Consider the following 17,442-nt stretch of genomic DNA (forward strand, 5'->3'; position numbering starts at 1 on the left):
AAGATTCTCCGGACTTTTCAGACCACTCGAGGCTTTTGAACATGTCTGCTTTTTCAATTGGCGGTTTTCTCAATCGTGTAATCCTGGCGGGTTGTGCCGTAGCCATGATCACCGCTACTTCAAATGTGCTGGCACAGACATCGAACAGCGCATCTTATTCCAGCTCTACTCAATATCAGCTTGCAGCTGATGAAGATATGGGTGGTGGTTCAGGAGATCCCTCTCCACAATCCGGGAATGGTGGATATGGCCGTGGAAGAGGTGGTTATCATCCGAACGCGTATCAGGATCGTTGGAGCCATCTGGCCTTCGAGGCCGGCGGTGGATTTAATGCTCCAATAGGAAACGATAATCCCTATATCACTTGGGGCGGAAATCTCACTTTAGGCGCAGGTTGGCAGTTTAATCCCCAGTTTGGAGTCTTGGCTGAATATCAATTTATGCAGAACAAGCTTCCTGGGAAGTTTCTCTCCTCTGTATACGATTCGTCCGATCTTGCTTCGCAAGGAGTGAATCAGCTTGGCGGACACGCACGTATTTGGTCGTTAACTCTCAACCCTATCTTCTATCTGCGCCCTCATGGTACCAACAACGCCTATGTTACAGGCGGTGGCGGCTTCTATCGCAAGGTCACAACATTTACGACACCAGTCGATTCCTACTGCTATAGCTACTACTATGGCTACTATACCTGCACCCAGAATGTGACTGTTGGGCACTTTTCCAGCAACCAAGGTGGACTGAACCTTGGCGTTGGATTTACCCAAATGATAGGTCAGAATTCTCGCGTCAAACTCTTTGAAGAAGCCCGCTACGTCTGGATTAAGACGCCTGGGCCTAAGGATCAAACTTCCTGGGGATTGGGAACTACCGGTTTAATTCCTGTTACTGTCGGTGTTCGCTGGTAAATACTTGTAACAGAGCAGAAATTTAGAAACAAATGCGGAGATTCTTATCGAATCTCCGCATTTGTTTTCCCGGCCCTTATATTCCACATTTGGCTGTATCGAAGATGAATTCGTAGTACATCAGAGAATTCCCATAACTCGTAAGCGCAGAAATCCACCGGCTACGACCGCCATCGGTGTTAATGCGGCCAAGAGAAGTTGATATAGGACCGGCTGTTTTCCACGCATCTGTAAGGCTGAGAGAGCTCCCAACAGTAAGGTAACAAGCGCAAGTGCCAACAGATGCACGAACTGGTTCTCCCGTGCAATCCATGTTGTGATATAACCTCCCGCCAATGCCGCCACAATCGTGTATCCGATGTTTACGACGAGATAAGTTCGCTTTGAAGCGGATCTTTCAGCTGTCCATTCCGGGACAGTACGATTGAGAAGAAATGTGGCAAATCCAATCAGCACTGCCATGGTTACAAATCCACCGGCGATGGACAGGAATGCCCAAACGATCTTTGTCATAGTTCTTCCTGATCCTTATCTCTTCATTTCTGCTTCTACTTCTTCTGTCGTATGTGGAAGATCGGAGACCAAATCAATCAACTTTCCATCTGGGGCTACGTAGAAGGTGTCTTCAATACGAACTCCCAGCTTCTCTTCCGGGATGTAGATACCGGGTTCAATTGTAAAGACCATTCCCGGCTTCAGAACAGCAGGGTAATCGGCCGGATCATGCACATCGATTCCTACCATATGCCCCAGGCCGTGCAGCCAGTACTTGTCGAGTGGTTCTCCGTGCAGATCTTTTCCATGGGTATGGATATAGTTCCATGCAGCTGTATCCAGAGAATCGGGGTCCTTATGATCGCGATCGTTGATCTTCGACTTGCCCGCAACAAAAGCAGCTATTGCGGCACGCTGTGCGCCGAGCACTATGTCGTAGATCTCTTTTTGCCGTGGGGTGAAGTGCCCACCTATTGGGACTGTCCGGGTAATATCGGACGCATACATGGAGTATTCCCCAGCAGCGTCTACCACCATGAGATCTCCTGTTTCAAGCACTCCGGAGTTTTCGGAATAATGCAGGATGGTTGAATTTTTGCCTGAACCAGCAATAGGTGGATAAGAAGGCCGTTCACAGCCTCCTTCCATCATTTTGGCAATCATCTGTCCAGCAATAGCTCTTTCGGAGACTTTGGGGCGGGCCGCTCTCATCATCACCCGCTGCGCTGCAATCGAAGCGTTGGTCGCCTTCTTGATGAGCTCCAATTCTCCGGCATCCTTGATGAGGCGGAGCCTTTGCGTCAATGCTGCGACATCATGCCATTCCGGAGGTGCGGAGGAGCCTAGAGTTGTTGCCGTCCACTGTGACAGTGCTTTGGCCTGGGAGGCGTCCGGTTGCCCCCAAAAGTGCTGGACGAGTCCACGATCCTTCGTGATCAGATCTCCCAAGACTTTGGGGAGATCCGTCATCGTTAAAACCTCATCGACCCCGGTTGCTTGAGTGACTCCGGGAGAAGAGGCATCCAGCTTTACCCCCGTATAAAGCTCTGCTCGAAGGTTCCGGGTGGGCAAGAAGAGGATTTCACGATATTTGCGAGGCGAGATAGCTGCAGGAGCGTCTCCGACGACCAGTAGCACTGCTCCCGGTTCATTCCATCCCGTCAGATAGTAGAAATCCTCATCCTGCCGATAGGACATAAACTCCATCTGCGGTTCTTCTGCGGCAAATAGAACTGCGATGCCTCCTTTAAGACTTGAAGCCAGTTCTACCCGGCGGGAGTGATACGTCGAGGCTGGCTGCTTTTCCTGAGCCAGCAGGGCAGTAGAAAAGAAAAAGAATGCAAAGAGAAGAAGGAGAGATTTTCGCATCGTCGTAGAAGAACCTTCCGCAGATGAAATGTGCTTGATGTCAGAATTGGGCAACTTGGACTAGATTTAGCTACACATTACAGCCCTTGATGAGACCGTACCAAAAGCTTCTCCAATGCTGCCAGAAAATTGGAGCATTTCCCGCAAATATGTGGACTAAAAGGCCGGAAGCACACGCAATCGTTGGCGAGTCAAACCTATGCAGGAATGCTCCAAATAGAAAGCCAGGAAGTTGCTGCTCTTCCTGGCTCCCCATTTATAAGAAACGAGATTCGACTTGGTTAGGCGTTACACTCCAACTGGGAATGGCTTCGGAGAAGATTCTTCCGTATCGCCTTGCCTTGTACGCCAACGTTCAAATCGGCCTTGGAGCAAGCTAAGCAAGCCGGTGTACCAATATCCGACGACAAAGAGGAGTAGGAACGGCACCGTGAAATAGTTTTGATTTGAGACTGCGTAGTAGATCGTTAATGCAAAATAGCAACCGATTAGTAACTCGATCCACGGTACGATTCCCAACCGTTTGCGATATTTACTTGCCGCAGATTTTTCACCCTTCTTCTGAACACGATATTTGGGAGTTCGCTTGAAGGCGCTCTTGATTCCGAAGACGGCTTCCATCACAGCTTTGCTGTTCGTGACCGTTAAACCTATTCCTAGCGACATTAAAAAGGGCAGGAAAAAGATTGTCCGGTACCATTTTCTGGGGAACAGCTCCATCTGTGATGCCAGGTAGAAAGATGAGATCGAGAGTGTTGACGCCAGAAAGAGCGGCACATCGATCAACAGCATCTGAAACCATCCTTGATAGAAACGGATGATCATTGCCGGCATCAGTAGCACTGACATAGCAATCATCAGCGGATAACTGAGATTGGCCGTCAAGTGATAGAAGGATTCGATCTTGACGTGGAAAGGTTCCTTGCTGCGGAAGACTATCGGAAGAATCTTCTTCGATGTCTGGATAAGTCCCTTAGCCCAACGTGCCTGCTGTGTTTTGAAGGCCGTCATTTCGATGGGCAGTTCTGCGGGGCATTCGATGTGCGGAAGGTATTTAAACTTCCAGCCAGCTAACTGTGAGCGATAGCTTAGGTCTGTATCTTCCGTAAGGGTGTCGTGCTGCCAGCCCCCTGCATCGGTAATGGCCTGACGACGCCATGCCCCTGCGGTTCCATTGAAATTAAAGAAGACACCGGTTCTCGAACGCGCTCCGTGTTCCAACGTGAAGTGCCCGTCGAGCAGGATTGCTTCCACCTGAGTCAGAAAACTGTAATCGCGGTTGAGGTGAGTCCAGCGGGTCTGCACCATCCCGATTTCAGGTTCGGCAAAATGATGGATGACATTCATCAGCCAGTCGTGCGGTGGAACGAAATCGGCATCAAAGATAGCTACAAACTCGCCGGAAGCAACCTTTAGTCCCGCATCCAGTGCGCCTGCCTTGAATCCATGCCTATTTTCTCTGTGCAGGTAGACAATTGGATTCCCCAGAGCCCGATAGCGTTCGACAATAGCTGCAGCGACATCTTTGGTCTCATCGGTCGAGTCGTCGAGCACCTGAATTTCAAGCTTATCCTTGGGATATTCCAGGTTGCAGCAAGCCTCAATCAGGCGATCGATAACGAACTGCTCATTAAAAATCGGGAGCTGAATGGTTACTCGGGGGAGTTCGTCAAAGTGCTTTGGCGGATTAGGATTGTACTTTTTGCGATTGCGGTAGTACTGCCAGACCATCTGATAACGGTGCACACCGTAAAACGCCAAAACAATCATGACGAAGAAGTACGGGATCAGTAACGCCGCGTCGAAGGGGTTCCAGCGATAGAGCCCTTTAAAGGTCTGGTCCGCATACTGCATTTTGAGGTAGTGCTTGAACCCGGATTGACTTGCAAAAGCGAAGAGTTCAGTTGCACGCGTTACGGACGACGCGACCAGTGTTTCAAAAATTCTCAAAGATGGCTCGATGATAGCTAGCAGGGTCCTGCCTCCATTGGAGGATCAAAACGACATTTTACGCGATTGATTACCGTTGAGCTGTATTTCTCTTTACAGTGCCAGTTGTCGTTTTCAGCTAGAACGTTTCTTGCACGGATATACACCCGTCCCCAACAGCCTGTCTTTGGTCTGCCGGGGCTGCGATAGGTGTACTTCGGAGTGGGAGCGGACGGAACGGGATTTCCCTATAGGAAATCCCGCAAGAAATCGCTATTCAGGTACCTCTTCTATGGCCCCGATTTCGGACTGGAGTGGTAACTAATTAAGAAACATTGTCCGGTAGAGAGTATCACGTTGTGCAGGTCTGAAACCTGCATCGCGGATGATTCGGCGCAGTTCTTCTTCTGTAGTGCAGTTTGAGGTTCCTGCGGCCTTCACCACATTTTCTTCCAACATGACCGACCCTACGTCGTTTCCCCCAAAGTGCAGTCCCAGTTGCAGGACCTTCAGCCCTTGGGTGACCCAACTGGCTTGAACGTTTTCGATGTTGTCCAGGTAGAGCCGTGAGATGGCCAGAACCTTCAGATATTCGACGGAAGTTGCTTCATCCCAGCCTCTGCCACCTAAGGCGGTGTGCTTGGGTTGAAAACTCCAGGGGATGAAGGCGGTAAATCCGCCCGTTTCTTCCTGAAGCCTGCGAATTACTTCGAAGTGATTGATGCGTTGTTCGAAGTTCTCTCCCACACCGAACATCATGGTTGCAGTGGTACGCATTCCCAACTGGTGGGCAGTGCGATGAACGAGAACCCAATCCTCGGTGCGGCACTTGAGCCGCGCGATCCGATGGCGAACCTCGTCATCCAGAATCTCAGCCCCTCCGCCTGGAATGGAATCCAGTCCAGCGTCGCGAAGGCGGACAAGTGTATCCCGCACACTCAGATTGCTGTATTCCGCGATGGCGAGAATCTCCGAAGCTGAAAAACAATGCAGCCAAACCTGCGGAAAACGCTCACGGATTCCCTTTAGCAGGCGCTCGAACCACTCAATTTTGAGATCCGGATGCAGGCCACCCTGCATGAGCACTCCGGTTCCACCCAATTCCACGGTTTCTGCGATCTTCTGGTAAATCGTGTCGAAGTCGAGAATATAGCCTTCACTGGCCTGCTTGCCCTTGAGCGGGCGATAGAAGGCACAGAAGGTACAGTATTCGGTGCAGAAATTGGTGTAGTTGATGTTGCGATCGATGATGTATGTGACGACGTTTTCCGGATGGAGTCTGCGGCGGACGGCGTCGGCTTCCATTCCCAATCCAATGAGATCGTCGGACCGGAAGTAATCAAGGGCCTGCTCGCGGCTGATCGGCATAGCTCTATTTTAGAGGGAAACGTGATCTGCTGTGGCAGCCTCAACTCTCGCTAACGGTTTGGGGCGGGGAGGAGTTCGATTCTCAGGCTAATACCGGGGCGCCTTCGGTTCTGGATGGGATTTCCAAAGCCTTCTGATCGGCAGGGAAGAAGAGCATAAAGACGGTGCCTGAAGTTGTGTCGCCATTTGCCATCCGGCTGCGAACCTTTACCTTGCCGCTGTGCTTGAGGATGATTTCGTGACTGATCCACAATCCCAAGCCAGTTCCCGTAACGTCTTTTGTCGTAAAGAAGGGCTCAAATATGTGCTTCTGAGTACCCTTATCCATGCCGTAACCGGTATCGGCAACAACAATCCGAACCCCCTCGACATCGGGTTCTCTCCAGGAGTGTCCCTGGCTGACACGCAGCCGTAAACGCCCTCCTGAAGGCATGGCGTCAATTGCATTTCCGATCAGGTTCGCGAAGACCTGTCTGAGCTCTCCAGCGAAGCAGTAGAGTTGTACCTCTACCCCGTATTGACGTTCGACATTCACATTCAGGGCATTCAAACGTCCCTGATGCAGTTTCAGAACAGAATCGATCAGCTCTCCGACGTTAGTCGTAACCGGCAAGGTGGATTGGCGATAGAAGCGTAAGGTTTGCTGTGTGATCTCTGAGACTCTTGCCACCTCATGCTGGGCCATTTGGGCATAGGACTGGGCTGTCTCATCCAGGCTGGAATGCATGCGTAGCAGAAAGAGAAGATTTGTGACTGCTTCAAGTGGATTATTGATTTCGTGTGCAATCGAGGCTGCCAGGCGTCCCACGGCGGCCAGCTTCTCTGTTTTTCGCAGCGCCTCTTCTGAGCGCTTACGCTCGCTGGTATCCATGACGATTACGCCTACCCAGCGAACCTGCTGTGTGCTGGTTCTGACGGGATAGACGTTAGTTAACCAACTCCATGGCTGCCGCGGCTGGCTGGAGGTTTCACCGCTGAGTTCCAGGTTCTGCAGTGGTTTGCCCGATTCAAAGACCTGGATCAGGGCATCTTCCAATTGGTGTGCCACGGGGGACGGAAGCAATTCCGGAACGGTACGGCCTAAATAACGGCCCACTCCCATACCGTTCAGTTCGGCGAAGAAGCGGTTTACTCTGACGAAACGGCAGCGACGGTCAAAGAAAGCAAATCCAATCGGAGCATTGGCCAGCATTGAGTCCAACAAGGCCAAGGTGTCGTTCAGTCCAGCCCTCTGCTCCTCGATAGACGCGACCATGAGGTTGAAGGCTGAAGTTAGATCTGCAATTTCGTTTTGCGAGGTTACCGGGAGCGGAAAGTTGTGATTGCTTTCCGGATGCCGGATGAGGGATCGGGTTCCTTTCAGCAGCGTTCCCAGTGGCCGGGTGATGGAGCGGGCGGCAATCCAGGTCAGGATAGCCGAGGCTAGAATCCATAGAATCCCGTATATGCTGGTGACTCTCAAGAGGGAGCGTATCTGCCGGCTATCCCATCGTTCGTCGGTATAGATCCAGGCGTATCCCTTGAGTTGGCCTTTTACGAAAACCGGAGCCACGCTTTCGGAATAGTCTCCATGCGGCTGGAAGACCCGCGCGGAGCTAAGTCCCTGGAGTTGCTGTTTTTCGAAGGGTGTAAGCCCACTGAATTCAGGGCTGGCCGAAAGGATCTGTCCGGAGGGATCGGAAACTTTTGCTGCTGCGATGCTTGGGGCCGCGGCCATCATTTTGACGGACTGGTCGAGAATTTGCGGATCTTGCTCCAGAAAGGAAAGACTAGCCTGAGAAGCTAGCGACGTAGCCTGGTGAGCCATTCGTTGGCTAATGCGTTTGCGTGCCTCCGACATCTGCTGGCGGACCAGCAACGTGGAGAATAACGCTAACGACAACATCTCAAAAAGAATGAGACCCGCAAGCAATTGACTACGGATCGTGCGGGGCTTCCAGGAAAACATAAAGCCTTTATTTCACGCCAATCACAGAGATTTATCTACTAGTCTGGAAAAATTTACTGACGAGTGTATCTAAATTCTCACACAAGTTAACGGTTGTACTACTGCTATCTTCAATCTTTTGGGGAAATTACTCTATCCAGTACACTTATGTGCTAAGGAAAATATCTATCTAGCTAATAAGAATTAAGTTAACAGAATGGGTAGCGTTCCCAAAACGGATATTTCAGGAGAGAAAGGCCAAAGCAGTTAGCGGCGATCTAACTTCTGGCGAATGTCGGTGGCTATTTGTTTGCCGTGGAAGCGGCCATTTTCGATAAAGATTTCGTTTGTGCGTTTACCTGCTACAACAACTCCGGCGAGATAGATACCGCCGATATTGCTCTCCAAACTTGCCGGATCGCATTTAGGGCAACGGTCGTTGCCTTCCATCTGTATTCCCAGGGATTCGAGGAATTGAAAATCCGGGTGATAGCCGGTCATTGCAAAGACAAAGTCGTTTTTGAGCCTGCTTATGCCCTCAGGTGTTTCGAGCGTAGCGGTGTCCGGAGTAATTTCTGTGACCCTGCTTTGAAAGTAGGCTGCGATTTCGCCATTTTTGACCCGATTCTGTATGTCGGGGAGAATCCAGTACTTAACGTGATGATGCATAGCGGCTCCGCGATGGACAAGGGTTACGCGGGCACCGTGCCGCCAGAGATCGAGTGCGGCAATTGCCGCTGAATTCTTGCCTCCGATTACGATGACGTCGGTGTTGTAGTACGGATGAGGATCGTCATAGTAATGCAGTACCTTCGATAAGTCTTCGCCTGGGATGTTCAGATAATTTGGGCGGTCGTAGTATCCGGTGGCGATTACTACCTTGCGGACGGAAAGTACAGTTTCCCTGTCGAAGCGGTCCTTCGTAATAATCCGGAAGTTTCCGTCGGAACCCTGTATCCCGGTTACGAGCTGGTACTGGCGAACATCCAATTTGTAGTGTTCGGCGACCTTGCGGTAGTACTCCAGAGCTTCATTTCGGGTGGGCTTCTGGTTGGTGCTGGCGAAGGGGATGTCTCCAATTTCCAGCAACTCGGGAGTCGTGAAGAACGTCATGTTCGATGGGTAGTGGAAGAGGGAGTTACACAAGCATCCCTTATCGACGCAGACAGCCCGGAGTCCCGCACGCTGTGCCTCGATGGTGCAGGCAAGTCCTGTTGGTCCAGCGCCAATTACCAGTACATCGAAAGAATCACGGTTTTCTGTTACTTCATTCGCATGAACGCCCATAAATACAGAGTAAATCAAAGCGAGGCGAGGATTGGCTCGATAAAGTCAGGCGAGGAAAGGCTTCTGCAAGGCCCTTTTTGCAACTCCGAAAGTGCAGAACCAGACGAAATAGGATTGCTCTATTCTTGAGAACAAAGAGAACGACTTCGAGGACGCAATGGCAACGATTCGGCAGGAAGATTTGATTCAGAGCGTCGCAGACGCTCTGCAGTACATCTCGTACTATCACCCCGTAGATTTCATTACCAGTCTGACAAAGGCATACGAACGCGAGCAGTCCCCCGCTGCAAAAGACGCGATTGCCCAGTTGTTGATCAATTCGCGCATGTGCGCAGAAGGACATCGGCCGATATGCCAGGACACGGGCATCGTCACTGTTTTTCTAAAGGTCGGAATGGATGTTCGTTGGGATGCTTCTATGACAGTGGAGGAGATGGCAAACGAAGGTGTCCGTCGTGCATATCTTCATCCCGATAACAAGCTGAGAGCTTCTGTCTTGGACGATCCTGCAGGGGCGCGCAAGAACACGCGTGATAATACTCCGGCGGTAGTAAACATCTCCCTGGTAAAAGGCGGAGAGGTTGAAGTGATTGTGGCCGCCAAGGGTGGAGGTTCGGAGGCCAAATCGAAGTTTGTCATGTTGAATCCCTCCGATTCGATCGTGGAATGGGTGCTAAAGACAGTACCGACGATGGGTGCAGGATGGTGTCCTCCGGGAATTCTTGGTATTGGAATTGGCGGTACGGCAGAGAAGGCGATGATCCTCGCAAAGGAAGCTCTGATGGAGCCCATCGATATCCAGGATTTGATCGCTCGCGGACCGAAGAATCGCGCTGAGGAACTGCGTCTCGAGATTTATTCGAAGGTCAATCAGCTGGGCATCGGTGCGCAAGGATTGGGCGGATTAACGACAGTGCTGGATGTAAAAGTTCGTGATTACCCAACCCATGCAGCGAATCTTCCAGTTGCAATGATTCCCAATTGTGCTGCTACCCGCCATGCACATTTTGTTTTGGATGGCAGCGGGCCGGTGGCTTTGGAGCCGCCGTCGTTGGAAGATTGGCCCCAATTGACCTATGACGTGTCCAGTGCACGTCGAGTCGATCTGAATACGGTGATTCGCGAAGACGTAGCATCGTGGAAACCCGGCGAGGTTCTACTGTTGAACGGGAAGCTTTTGACTGGTCGCGATGCTGCTCATAAGCGCATGGTCGACATGCTCAATCGTGGAGAAAAGCTTCCAGTCGACTTTACGGATCGTTTTATCTACTACGTCGGGCCTGTCGATCCGGTGAGGGATGAGGTCGTCGGGCCTGCGGGACCAACCACTGCAACGCGTATGGATAAGTTCACCCGGCAGATGCTGGAGCAGACCGGTCTCTTGGGCATGGTTGGTAAGGCTGAGCGTGGTCCGGTGGCGATTGAGGCTATTCGTGATAACAGAGCCGTGTATCTGATGGCCGTTGGCGGTGCTGCATATCTGGTATCGAAAGCAATCAAGAGCTCTCGTGTTTTGGCTTTTGAAGATCTGGGTATGGAGGCGATCTATGAGTTCGACGTCAAGGATATGCCTGTAACGGTTGCTGTCGATTCGCAGGGTAACTCCGTGCATCAAAGTGGTCCGAAGGAGTGGCAGTCGAGGATTGCTGGGATTCCTATCCTGGCCTGAACCTTCTCTCTGGGGGGAATGAGGCATGGCTCAAATGCGAACAGAGCGCGACTCGCTGGGAACCGTTGAGGTTCCCTCGTCCGCTTATTACGGAGCCCAAACAACTCGGGCTGTCAAAAACTATCCGATCTCCGGCCTGTGTGCTCATCCTGACTTAATTCGCGCCTTCGGTATGGTCAAGCGTGCTGCAGCTGAAGCCAATCGTGATTTAGGCCTTCTCGAAAAAGAAATTGCAGAGGCCATCGTTCAGGCTGCGCAGGAAGTTATCGATGGGCGATGGAATGCGGAATTCGTCGTCGACGTTTTTCAGGCCGGAGCTGGCGTCAGCTTTCACATGAACGTCAACGAAGTGCTTGCCAATAGAGCAAACGAGATTCTGGGTGGAGTCCTGGGCGTATATAGCCGTGTTCATCCCAACGATCATGTGAATTACGGTCAATCGACCAACGATGTTTTCCCCACTTCGATGCGCCTTGCCGCGCTTCTGAATCTTGAATCGCTATATCCCGTCCTGGAGTCCCTGGCAGCTTCCTTTGCAGCGAAAGCTGAAGAATTCGATCTTGTGTTGAAGTCTGGACGCACGCACCTGCAGGATGCGGTTCCTGTTCGCCTGGGACAGGAGTTTGCCGCTTATGGGATCGCTGTCCGGAAGAGTCTTCGCTCCCTGCAGACGGCGGCCGATTCGCTTCGGGAGCTCGGATTGGGAGGCAGCGCCGTAGGCACAGGAATCAATACACACCCGGATTATCGAGCCAGGGCAATTGCCAATCTGGAAAGAATCAGTGGTCAGCGGCTGATTCCTGCCGCAGATATGCGTTGGGCTATGCAGTCGAATGCCTGTATGGCTGAGATCAGCGGAGCCTTGCGGGGGCTGGCTCTTGAAGTTATCAGGATCTCAAATGACCTGCGATTGCTCTCTTCCGGGCCGAACACCGGGCTTGCGGAGATCTACCTGCCGAGTCTGCAGCCTGGGTCATCGATTATGCCGGGGAAGATCAACCCTGTCCTTCCCGAACTCGCGGCAATGGTCTGTTTTCAAGTTTTGGGAAATGATACGGCGGTATCTTACGCGGTTCAGGCCGGGCAGCTTGAACTGAACGTCATGATGCCGACCATGGCACTCAATGTTTTGCAGAGCATCACTTGGATGGCAAATATGCTGCGCCAGCTCGATGAATACTGCATTCGTGGCATCAGGGCCAACACCGAACGGTGTAGCACATATGCTCAAAGCACTGTCGGGCTTGCGACAGCATTGAACACCTTGATCGGCTATGCGAAAGCTGCGGAATTGGTCAAAGAGTCGGTTGCAACGGGGGAGACGATTGTCTCTTTAGCCGTGCAAAAGGGGTTTCTCAGCCAGGAGCAGGCCTCGGAGATTCTCGATCCCAAGAGAATGACAGAGCCACAATATCCATCGAAGATCAGGACGGATTAAAAAGAAAGAGCGCAGCAGCCCGAAAGGTCTGCTGCGCTCTCAAAAAGACTGTTTATTGAAGCTTTCCGAAGCGATAGACGATCCCGGCAGAAGCCCCGCGATTGTTTTGGGTCGTGCTGCCGAGTGTTGTCATGAAGTACTCCGGCGTAATACGGAGAGAGAGCCTCGGAGAGATGTTGAAATCGATTGGAAGCCCCGCATTGAGAGCAAAGGTGGTTGCATCGGGATAAAGCCTCAGCTGCTCACCCAGATTGCGTGTATCGCCAGTCTGGTTCCCATAGACAACACCTGCCAACACTCTGCCGCTGACCCCGATATGAGGACGTCTGTAGATTCTGTACTGCGGACCAGCAGTTCCGGCAAGCTGGTAGATCGTTGGCTTGTGAATGTTGTACGGGTTGTTGTAGGTATAGGCCGAGCCATACATGCCGCGAGCATCGACCGTAATGCCAAATTTGCTGTCGAAATACCGGGTGACGCCTATATTCCAACCGGATTCATTGGTGTGCTGGAGGTTTCCAGGCAGAAAGCGGAGATAGCTGCCCCCGAAATAGGTCTCGTACCGGTGGTCATAGATGTCATGAACCAATTGCGCCGTACGTTGTATACGGCGGGTTCGGATGCGAGCTTGAACGCTGGTTGCCGGGGTCGGTTGCTGAGTGGCTGCCGGCTGTTGGGCCGGCTGCTGAGTGGTGTCGGTCTGCGCTATAGCAAAAGGTGCAAACAATAGCGCTAGCAGAAGCAGTGAGTACCCGCGGTACCCGAAACGCTGATGGCAAAATGACATGAACTTCCAGAAGCCTCCACGGCGAAACACAAACCTGACAAGGAGGGTAACAAACCTTGTCCTCTCAGTATAAAAGGACTTCCGTCCGTCCTGCTTTGGTCCATGAGTAAAGAGAGTTCAGACTGAGCCGATGTGAATGATTTAGAGGCAAAAGGAGAATCAATGAAACGCTTGGCCCTCGGGCTTGTTATTGGCCTGGTCATTCCGCCATTGGTATTGGTCATTTTCCTAATCCGGGTACAAATTCCCGTAGCTGTGACCGATAAGCCATTTAAATGGGAAGAAAATGTCGCCCAGAAATACCTCAATCACCGCATTCACAGGGATATGCCCAAGAATGCTCCCATGGACGCGGATGTTTACAATCTCCAGTCGGGAATGATGATTTATCGCTCCCAGTGTGCGTCCTGCCACGGGATATACGGCCAGACATCCTCTTTCTCTCAGCATATGTACCCGCAGGCTCCAGAATTGTGGAAGCTCCATCCCAATGGCTCGGTTGGTGTTAGCGACGACCCCGTTGGAGAGACCTATTGGAAGGTTACGAACGGCATTCGCCTCACCGGAATGCCCGCATATAAGGGCATTTTGAACGACACGCAGGTCTGGCAGGTTTCTCTGCTGCTATCCAATGCGAATAAGCCTCTGCCTTACGAAGTCTTGGAATTGCTTAAGAAACCTCTCCCAACGGAGCCTTTGCCTGCGGCAAGTGCACCGAATCAGGAGCAGTTTCCCGGCCTGCCGGAGTTGCCCAAACTTCCGGTTGCTCCAGTGCCCAGCAAGTAAAGCGACCCTTTCAAGAGGCATTTCCATCCGGAAATGCCTCTTTCTTTGCCGTTTACCTCAGCGTGTAGCTCACGCCCGTAGTGAATTGGAAAGAGTTTCGTTTGGTGGGTGGAACTGTCTCCGATGGGTTGTTCAGATAGCTGTCGATTGACCCCACTGTCAGACTCAAATTCTTGTACAGGGGAATAGACAGCGAATTTGTTTCGTTCGCGGAGTAAGCTCTGGGGCGATTCCAGGCGGGAATATAGCTACCCTGTTGATTAAAGAGCATATTCTTCGGCAATTTAATCAGATAGGTGATGGAGAAGGTAGAGCCAACCAAGTTCTGATTCGTTCCCGCGCTGGCCTGTAGAAAAGCCTGTTTTTCATACTGCACAGTACCTTTCAGGTCCAGTTGCTGCCTAGATTTTTTGATGACTGTAGCTCCGATGCCCCCTCCATAAATTTGCTGCAGATCAAGTGATTGCGAGAAATTGTGGTCGAAGGAGACTTGACCCAGACCATAAAAACGTTGGCTGAAGTACTGGTCACGTTCCGAGTCCGCATGGTAGATCGCTGTCTTGACATCCGGTGTGCCTGGTTCCGTCAGCTTTCCGTAGCTTCCACTGAAATTGATCGTAGTGCGGTTGCGAGGTGGCAAATAGGCCGCAGTCGGGATGACTCGAGTAAGAGCAACGCCGCCGCTAAAGGATGTATTGTTCTGGGTAGCCTGAACAGCTGACGATCCTAGCGTAAAGGTTCCAACCCACCGGGAGAAGATGCTTGGCTCGTGTCGGAGTTCTTCCAGAAAGGTTTTTGAGTCGATAATATCGCCGACCTGAGCATAAGGAATAGCCTTCGGTTCCGGTGCTCCTTGGGGATGGACCTGGACGATCTGGTCCGCTATGTTGACTGTGCCGAGCGGAACGTCGTGTTCCACGCTCTTGCGGCGAACCTTCTGTTTTTTATAAAGGACAGCGAATTGTCTGGATGAGCGCAGTTCCTTCACCTTGTTAAAGGGAACAGTCACATCTCCGGCGATGTCGCTATGGAAGGTGACATTGTCACCGATCACTCTCAAAAATTTCCCTGTGAGTTGATCTCCATTGATGAAAATGATGGTGTCTGCCGGCTCTTTGGGAGCTGCAGATTTGTCTTTGTCTGCTGTCTCCTCTGCGAATGCACATTGTCCGAGAGCCAAAAAACAGAATGCAAGGAGGAGGAAGTGAATAATCCGACAAGTTGGACGATGGGAGTAAGACTCTGCAGGAAGATTCATGATTAGTTTGCTTAGAAACGAGAATTTTGTTCCAGAGTTGGACCTTGCCTTCAGGAAAACTAGGGCATTTTAGTTTCTCTGTACCGCGAAATAAAATGCTCCGACGGCGAGCCAATCAAAGATCAGTATCTGCTATTTTTGACGTTTTCAGAAATTAGATGACAACGTTTCTTTCAAAGTGCGAATGGCGCATTTCGAGGGGTGCGGTAATCCCTGTTGTTGGGAGCGAGTGACGTGCAGCCTGTCCATAAATGTGTAGCGCACGCGTAGGCCGCCAATTGTCATGGGCAGGGCCTTGGGAGTCAGTTTCTGGTCCACGAAGATCAATAGAGCCGCTTCATTCGAATTATCGTAGCTCTGCGAGACTCCAACTCCGAAGAATGCCGGATCGCGCAGAATTTCTTCTGCATGGTCGTCTTTGACCTTCATCGCTGAATCGAGAACTGCTGGGGGAAGATGAATTCCCCTATACAGTGTCAGGCGATTGGGCGCTGTGCCATTCGCAAAGGTAGCAGCATCTGTCGCAATAATCATTGTGCGGACGCCCTGGATTGTTTGCGGAACTGAGGCATTGCTTCTCGTTTTGTCGACATACACGAGGACGGCCGGTTCTCCTACGTTATCGGCGCTCTTGCCGATCGATACTCCAAGAATGCCAGTATTGTGGTTTACCAGGTTTTGCGCGGATATTACTGCAGCTTGGCCTCGTATCCACTGATTCTTACTGAGAGATTGGCCAGCGGCTACGTCCACGATTTCGGAGTCGTAGTTGAGACATGCGATTGGATGCGGAGCCCCGCCCACAATAGAAAAGCCGCTATTCATGCCTGTTTGGGCGCCCAGAGCATTCAGGACATCTCCTATGGGGTTGGCAACTCCAAATCCATTGCCCCTCCGGTCTGCACCGCCGGCATAAAACAAGCCCACCGGCTGCGCATTAGAGGCGTCCATGATCAGGGCTCCGGAGTCGCCTGCATCGCTGAAGCTTTTGCCTCCAATGACCAGTTGGTTGGTAAAGGTCTTTGTGAGATAGAACTTGGTTTCTGCACAGTCCCTGAAATAACGAACTTCTACGGAAGCGCCGATAGCTTCGATATTCGAGCAGGTCAGTCCGGTAGTCCGTCCACTTTTTACAACCATGAGGGAACTGACATTTGCGCTGCTAACGGCTTCCCCAACGCCAGCCGCAGGAGGTGCTGCGGAAAGCGTTCCATTGCTTCCTAGGGCACCTGTTTGCAGAATATTTCCGTTAGCGTCTACTGCGCCGGCGTTAATCCGGGCAATAGCTGCATCGACGTTGGTGTCACTGCTGGATAGCGGAACATATGCACTCAGCGACGCAACCGGGCGAACCGTTGCCGAGGTCTCTCCGTAGGGGGTGCAGTTGCCGTCGATTAATCCTGGCTGCACGACTGTGCTGCCGATAGATGCTTCATCGCTCTGAGCCAGAACGTGATTATTGCTCAAAATGTACTTGTTTCCGTCACTATCACGGACCAGGGCTCCTAATGTGCCTCCGCAGCAGTCGCCAATGTACTGCTGGTTTTTTGCATTGCTGAACAGGTCGAAGTCACCATTGTTACTCCCTGAGCTGCCTAAGGTGACGGCGCCGTTCTGGACCATCTGATTCATAGCCGCAGTGCTGTTGATTCCGGAGGCATTCAACAGGATATGCATATAGCTTTTTGCCGCGCCCTGTCTGGCTTCTGCGATTACGTATACGGATGTGTTCGGTTTTGGCAGACGGGAAGGAGCGGTATATGTCACCTTACAAGCAGTGTATTGATTGTCGCCTGACGAACAGCTTTCACCGCTTAATGTTCCATAGCTGGAGTCCAGGGGAGTTTGACCATTGGAGGTGGCGCTTAGGCGCCAGTGAACAGCCCCATCCCCAACCTCTGCGAGGGAGCCCGCAATCTGAAGTGTTCCGTTAGCAGGTAACGTTGCATTCTCTGGCGTTAACGGTTGAAGAAATCCAGCTGTAATCTGCACCGTTGCTTCGACCAGCGTTGCGGTGTCTCCGGCCTCAATCGCCCGGATATAAGCGACAGCCGAATCTCCTGTGAGATAACTCGGAGGGGTATAGAGACCGTTCGCATCAACGGTTCCAGGTCCGGCCTGAGGATCTCCACCCCAAACAGACCATCTTACTTTGCTGGCACCTGCGGTTTTGAATTGAACTTGGGTGTTGTTATCCCCTGCAACTGAGCAAGGGCTCATGG

The 17,442-nt window shown here is 51.6% G+C and carries 13 protein-coding genes; 4 read left to right on the forward strand and 9 right to left on the reverse strand.

The window, feature by feature from the left end:
- Positions 1–41 precede the first annotated feature (41 nt).
- Positions 42–908, forward strand: coding sequence for a putative outer membrane beta-barrel protein (locus AC6I7T_RS19460; protein ID WP_497789172.1), 867 nt, complete (start codon positions 42–44; stop codon positions 906–908).
- 120 nt (positions 909–1,028) lie between these two features.
- Here AC6I7T_RS19460 and AC6I7T_RS19465 read toward each other — a convergent pair whose 3' ends face one another.
- The 6 genes from AC6I7T_RS19465 to AC6I7T_RS19490 form a co-directional block, all read right to left on the reverse strand.
- Positions 1,029–1,421 carry a hypothetical protein gene (locus tag AC6I7T_RS19465; protein WP_497789173.1) on the reverse strand — a complete coding sequence of 131 codons (393 nt, stop codon included), beginning with the start codon at positions 1,419–1,421 and terminating at the stop codon, positions 1,029–1,031.
- A 15-nt stretch (positions 1,422–1,436) separates the two neighbouring features.
- The gene (locus AC6I7T_RS19470; RefSeq protein WP_497789175.1) at positions 1,437–2,771 is read right to left on the reverse strand and encodes an aminopeptidase P N-terminal domain-containing protein; all 1,335 of its coding nucleotides are present in this window, start codon (positions 2,769–2,771) and stop codon (positions 1,437–1,439) included.
- 288 nt (positions 2,772–3,059) lie between these two features.
- A complete protein-coding gene (locus AC6I7T_RS19475) occupies positions 3,060–4,625 on the reverse strand; it encodes a cellulose synthase family protein (RefSeq protein ID WP_497794625.1) in 1,566 nt (521 codons plus the stop codon).
- A gap of 396 nt (positions 4,626–5,021) precedes the next feature.
- Positions 5,022–6,068 (reverse strand): cyclic dehypoxanthinyl futalosine synthase, encoded by a 1,047-nt coding sequence (gene mqnC, locus AC6I7T_RS19480; protein ID WP_497789176.1) that lies wholly within the window; start codon positions 6,066–6,068, stop codon positions 5,022–5,024.
- Positions 6,069–6,150: 82 nt separating this feature from the next.
- Positions 6,151–8,016 carry an ATP-binding protein gene (locus tag AC6I7T_RS19485; RefSeq protein WP_497789178.1) on the reverse strand — a complete coding sequence of 622 codons (1,866 nt, stop codon included), beginning with the start codon at positions 8,014–8,016 and terminating at the stop codon, positions 6,151–6,153.
- A 246-nt stretch (positions 8,017–8,262) separates the two neighbouring features.
- Positions 8,263–9,282: a YpdA family putative bacillithiol disulfide reductase gene (locus AC6I7T_RS19490; protein ID WP_497789179.1), complete on the reverse strand. Its 1,020-nt coding sequence runs from the start codon at positions 9,280–9,282 to the stop codon at positions 8,263–8,265.
- A gap of 157 nt (positions 9,283–9,439) precedes the next feature.
- Here AC6I7T_RS19490 and AC6I7T_RS19495 point away from each other — a divergent pair, with 157 nt between their 5' ends.
- Both AC6I7T_RS19495 and AC6I7T_RS19500 read left to right on the forward strand, forming a co-directional pair.
- Positions 9,440–10,951 (forward strand): fumarate hydratase, encoded by a 1,512-nt coding sequence (locus tag AC6I7T_RS19495; protein WP_497789181.1) that lies wholly within the window; start codon positions 9,440–9,442, stop codon positions 10,949–10,951.
- 34 nt (positions 10,952–10,985) lie between these two features.
- Positions 10,986–12,389 carry an aspartate ammonia-lyase gene (locus tag AC6I7T_RS19500; RefSeq protein WP_497789182.1) on the forward strand — a complete coding sequence of 468 codons (1,404 nt, stop codon included), beginning with the start codon at positions 10,986–10,988 and terminating at the stop codon, positions 12,387–12,389.
- A 52-nt stretch (positions 12,390–12,441) separates the two neighbouring features.
- On the opposite strand, the gene AC6I7T_RS19505 is transcribed toward AC6I7T_RS19500, so the two are convergent.
- Positions 12,442–13,176 (reverse strand): hypothetical protein, encoded by a 735-nt coding sequence (locus AC6I7T_RS19505; RefSeq protein ID WP_497789184.1) that lies wholly within the window; start codon positions 13,174–13,176, stop codon positions 12,442–12,444.
- A gap of 162 nt (positions 13,177–13,338) precedes the next feature.
- On the opposite strand from AC6I7T_RS19505, the gene AC6I7T_RS19510 reads away from it, so the two are divergent.
- On the forward strand, positions 13,339–13,962 hold the full coding sequence (locus AC6I7T_RS19510; RefSeq protein WP_497789186.1) for a c-type cytochrome: 624 nt from the start codon (positions 13,339–13,341) through the stop codon (positions 13,960–13,962).
- Between the two features lie 52 nt (positions 13,963–14,014).
- Here the strand turns inward: AC6I7T_RS19510 and AC6I7T_RS19515 are convergent, their stop codons facing one another.
- Both AC6I7T_RS19515 and AC6I7T_RS19520 read right to left on the reverse strand, forming a co-directional pair.
- Positions 14,015–15,220: a DUF481 domain-containing protein gene (locus AC6I7T_RS19515; protein WP_497789187.1), complete on the reverse strand. Its 1,206-nt coding sequence runs from the start codon at positions 15,218–15,220 to the stop codon at positions 14,015–14,017.
- 147 nt (positions 15,221–15,367) lie between these two features.
- Positions 15,368–17,440 carry a chymotrypsin family serine protease gene (locus AC6I7T_RS19520; protein ID WP_497789188.1) on the reverse strand — a complete coding sequence of 691 codons (2,073 nt, stop codon included), beginning with the start codon at positions 17,438–17,440 and terminating at the stop codon, positions 15,368–15,370.
- Positions 17,441–17,442 lie beyond the last annotated feature (2 nt).

The sequence above is a fragment of the Humiphilus diazotrophicus genome (genome assembly GCF_059726315.1).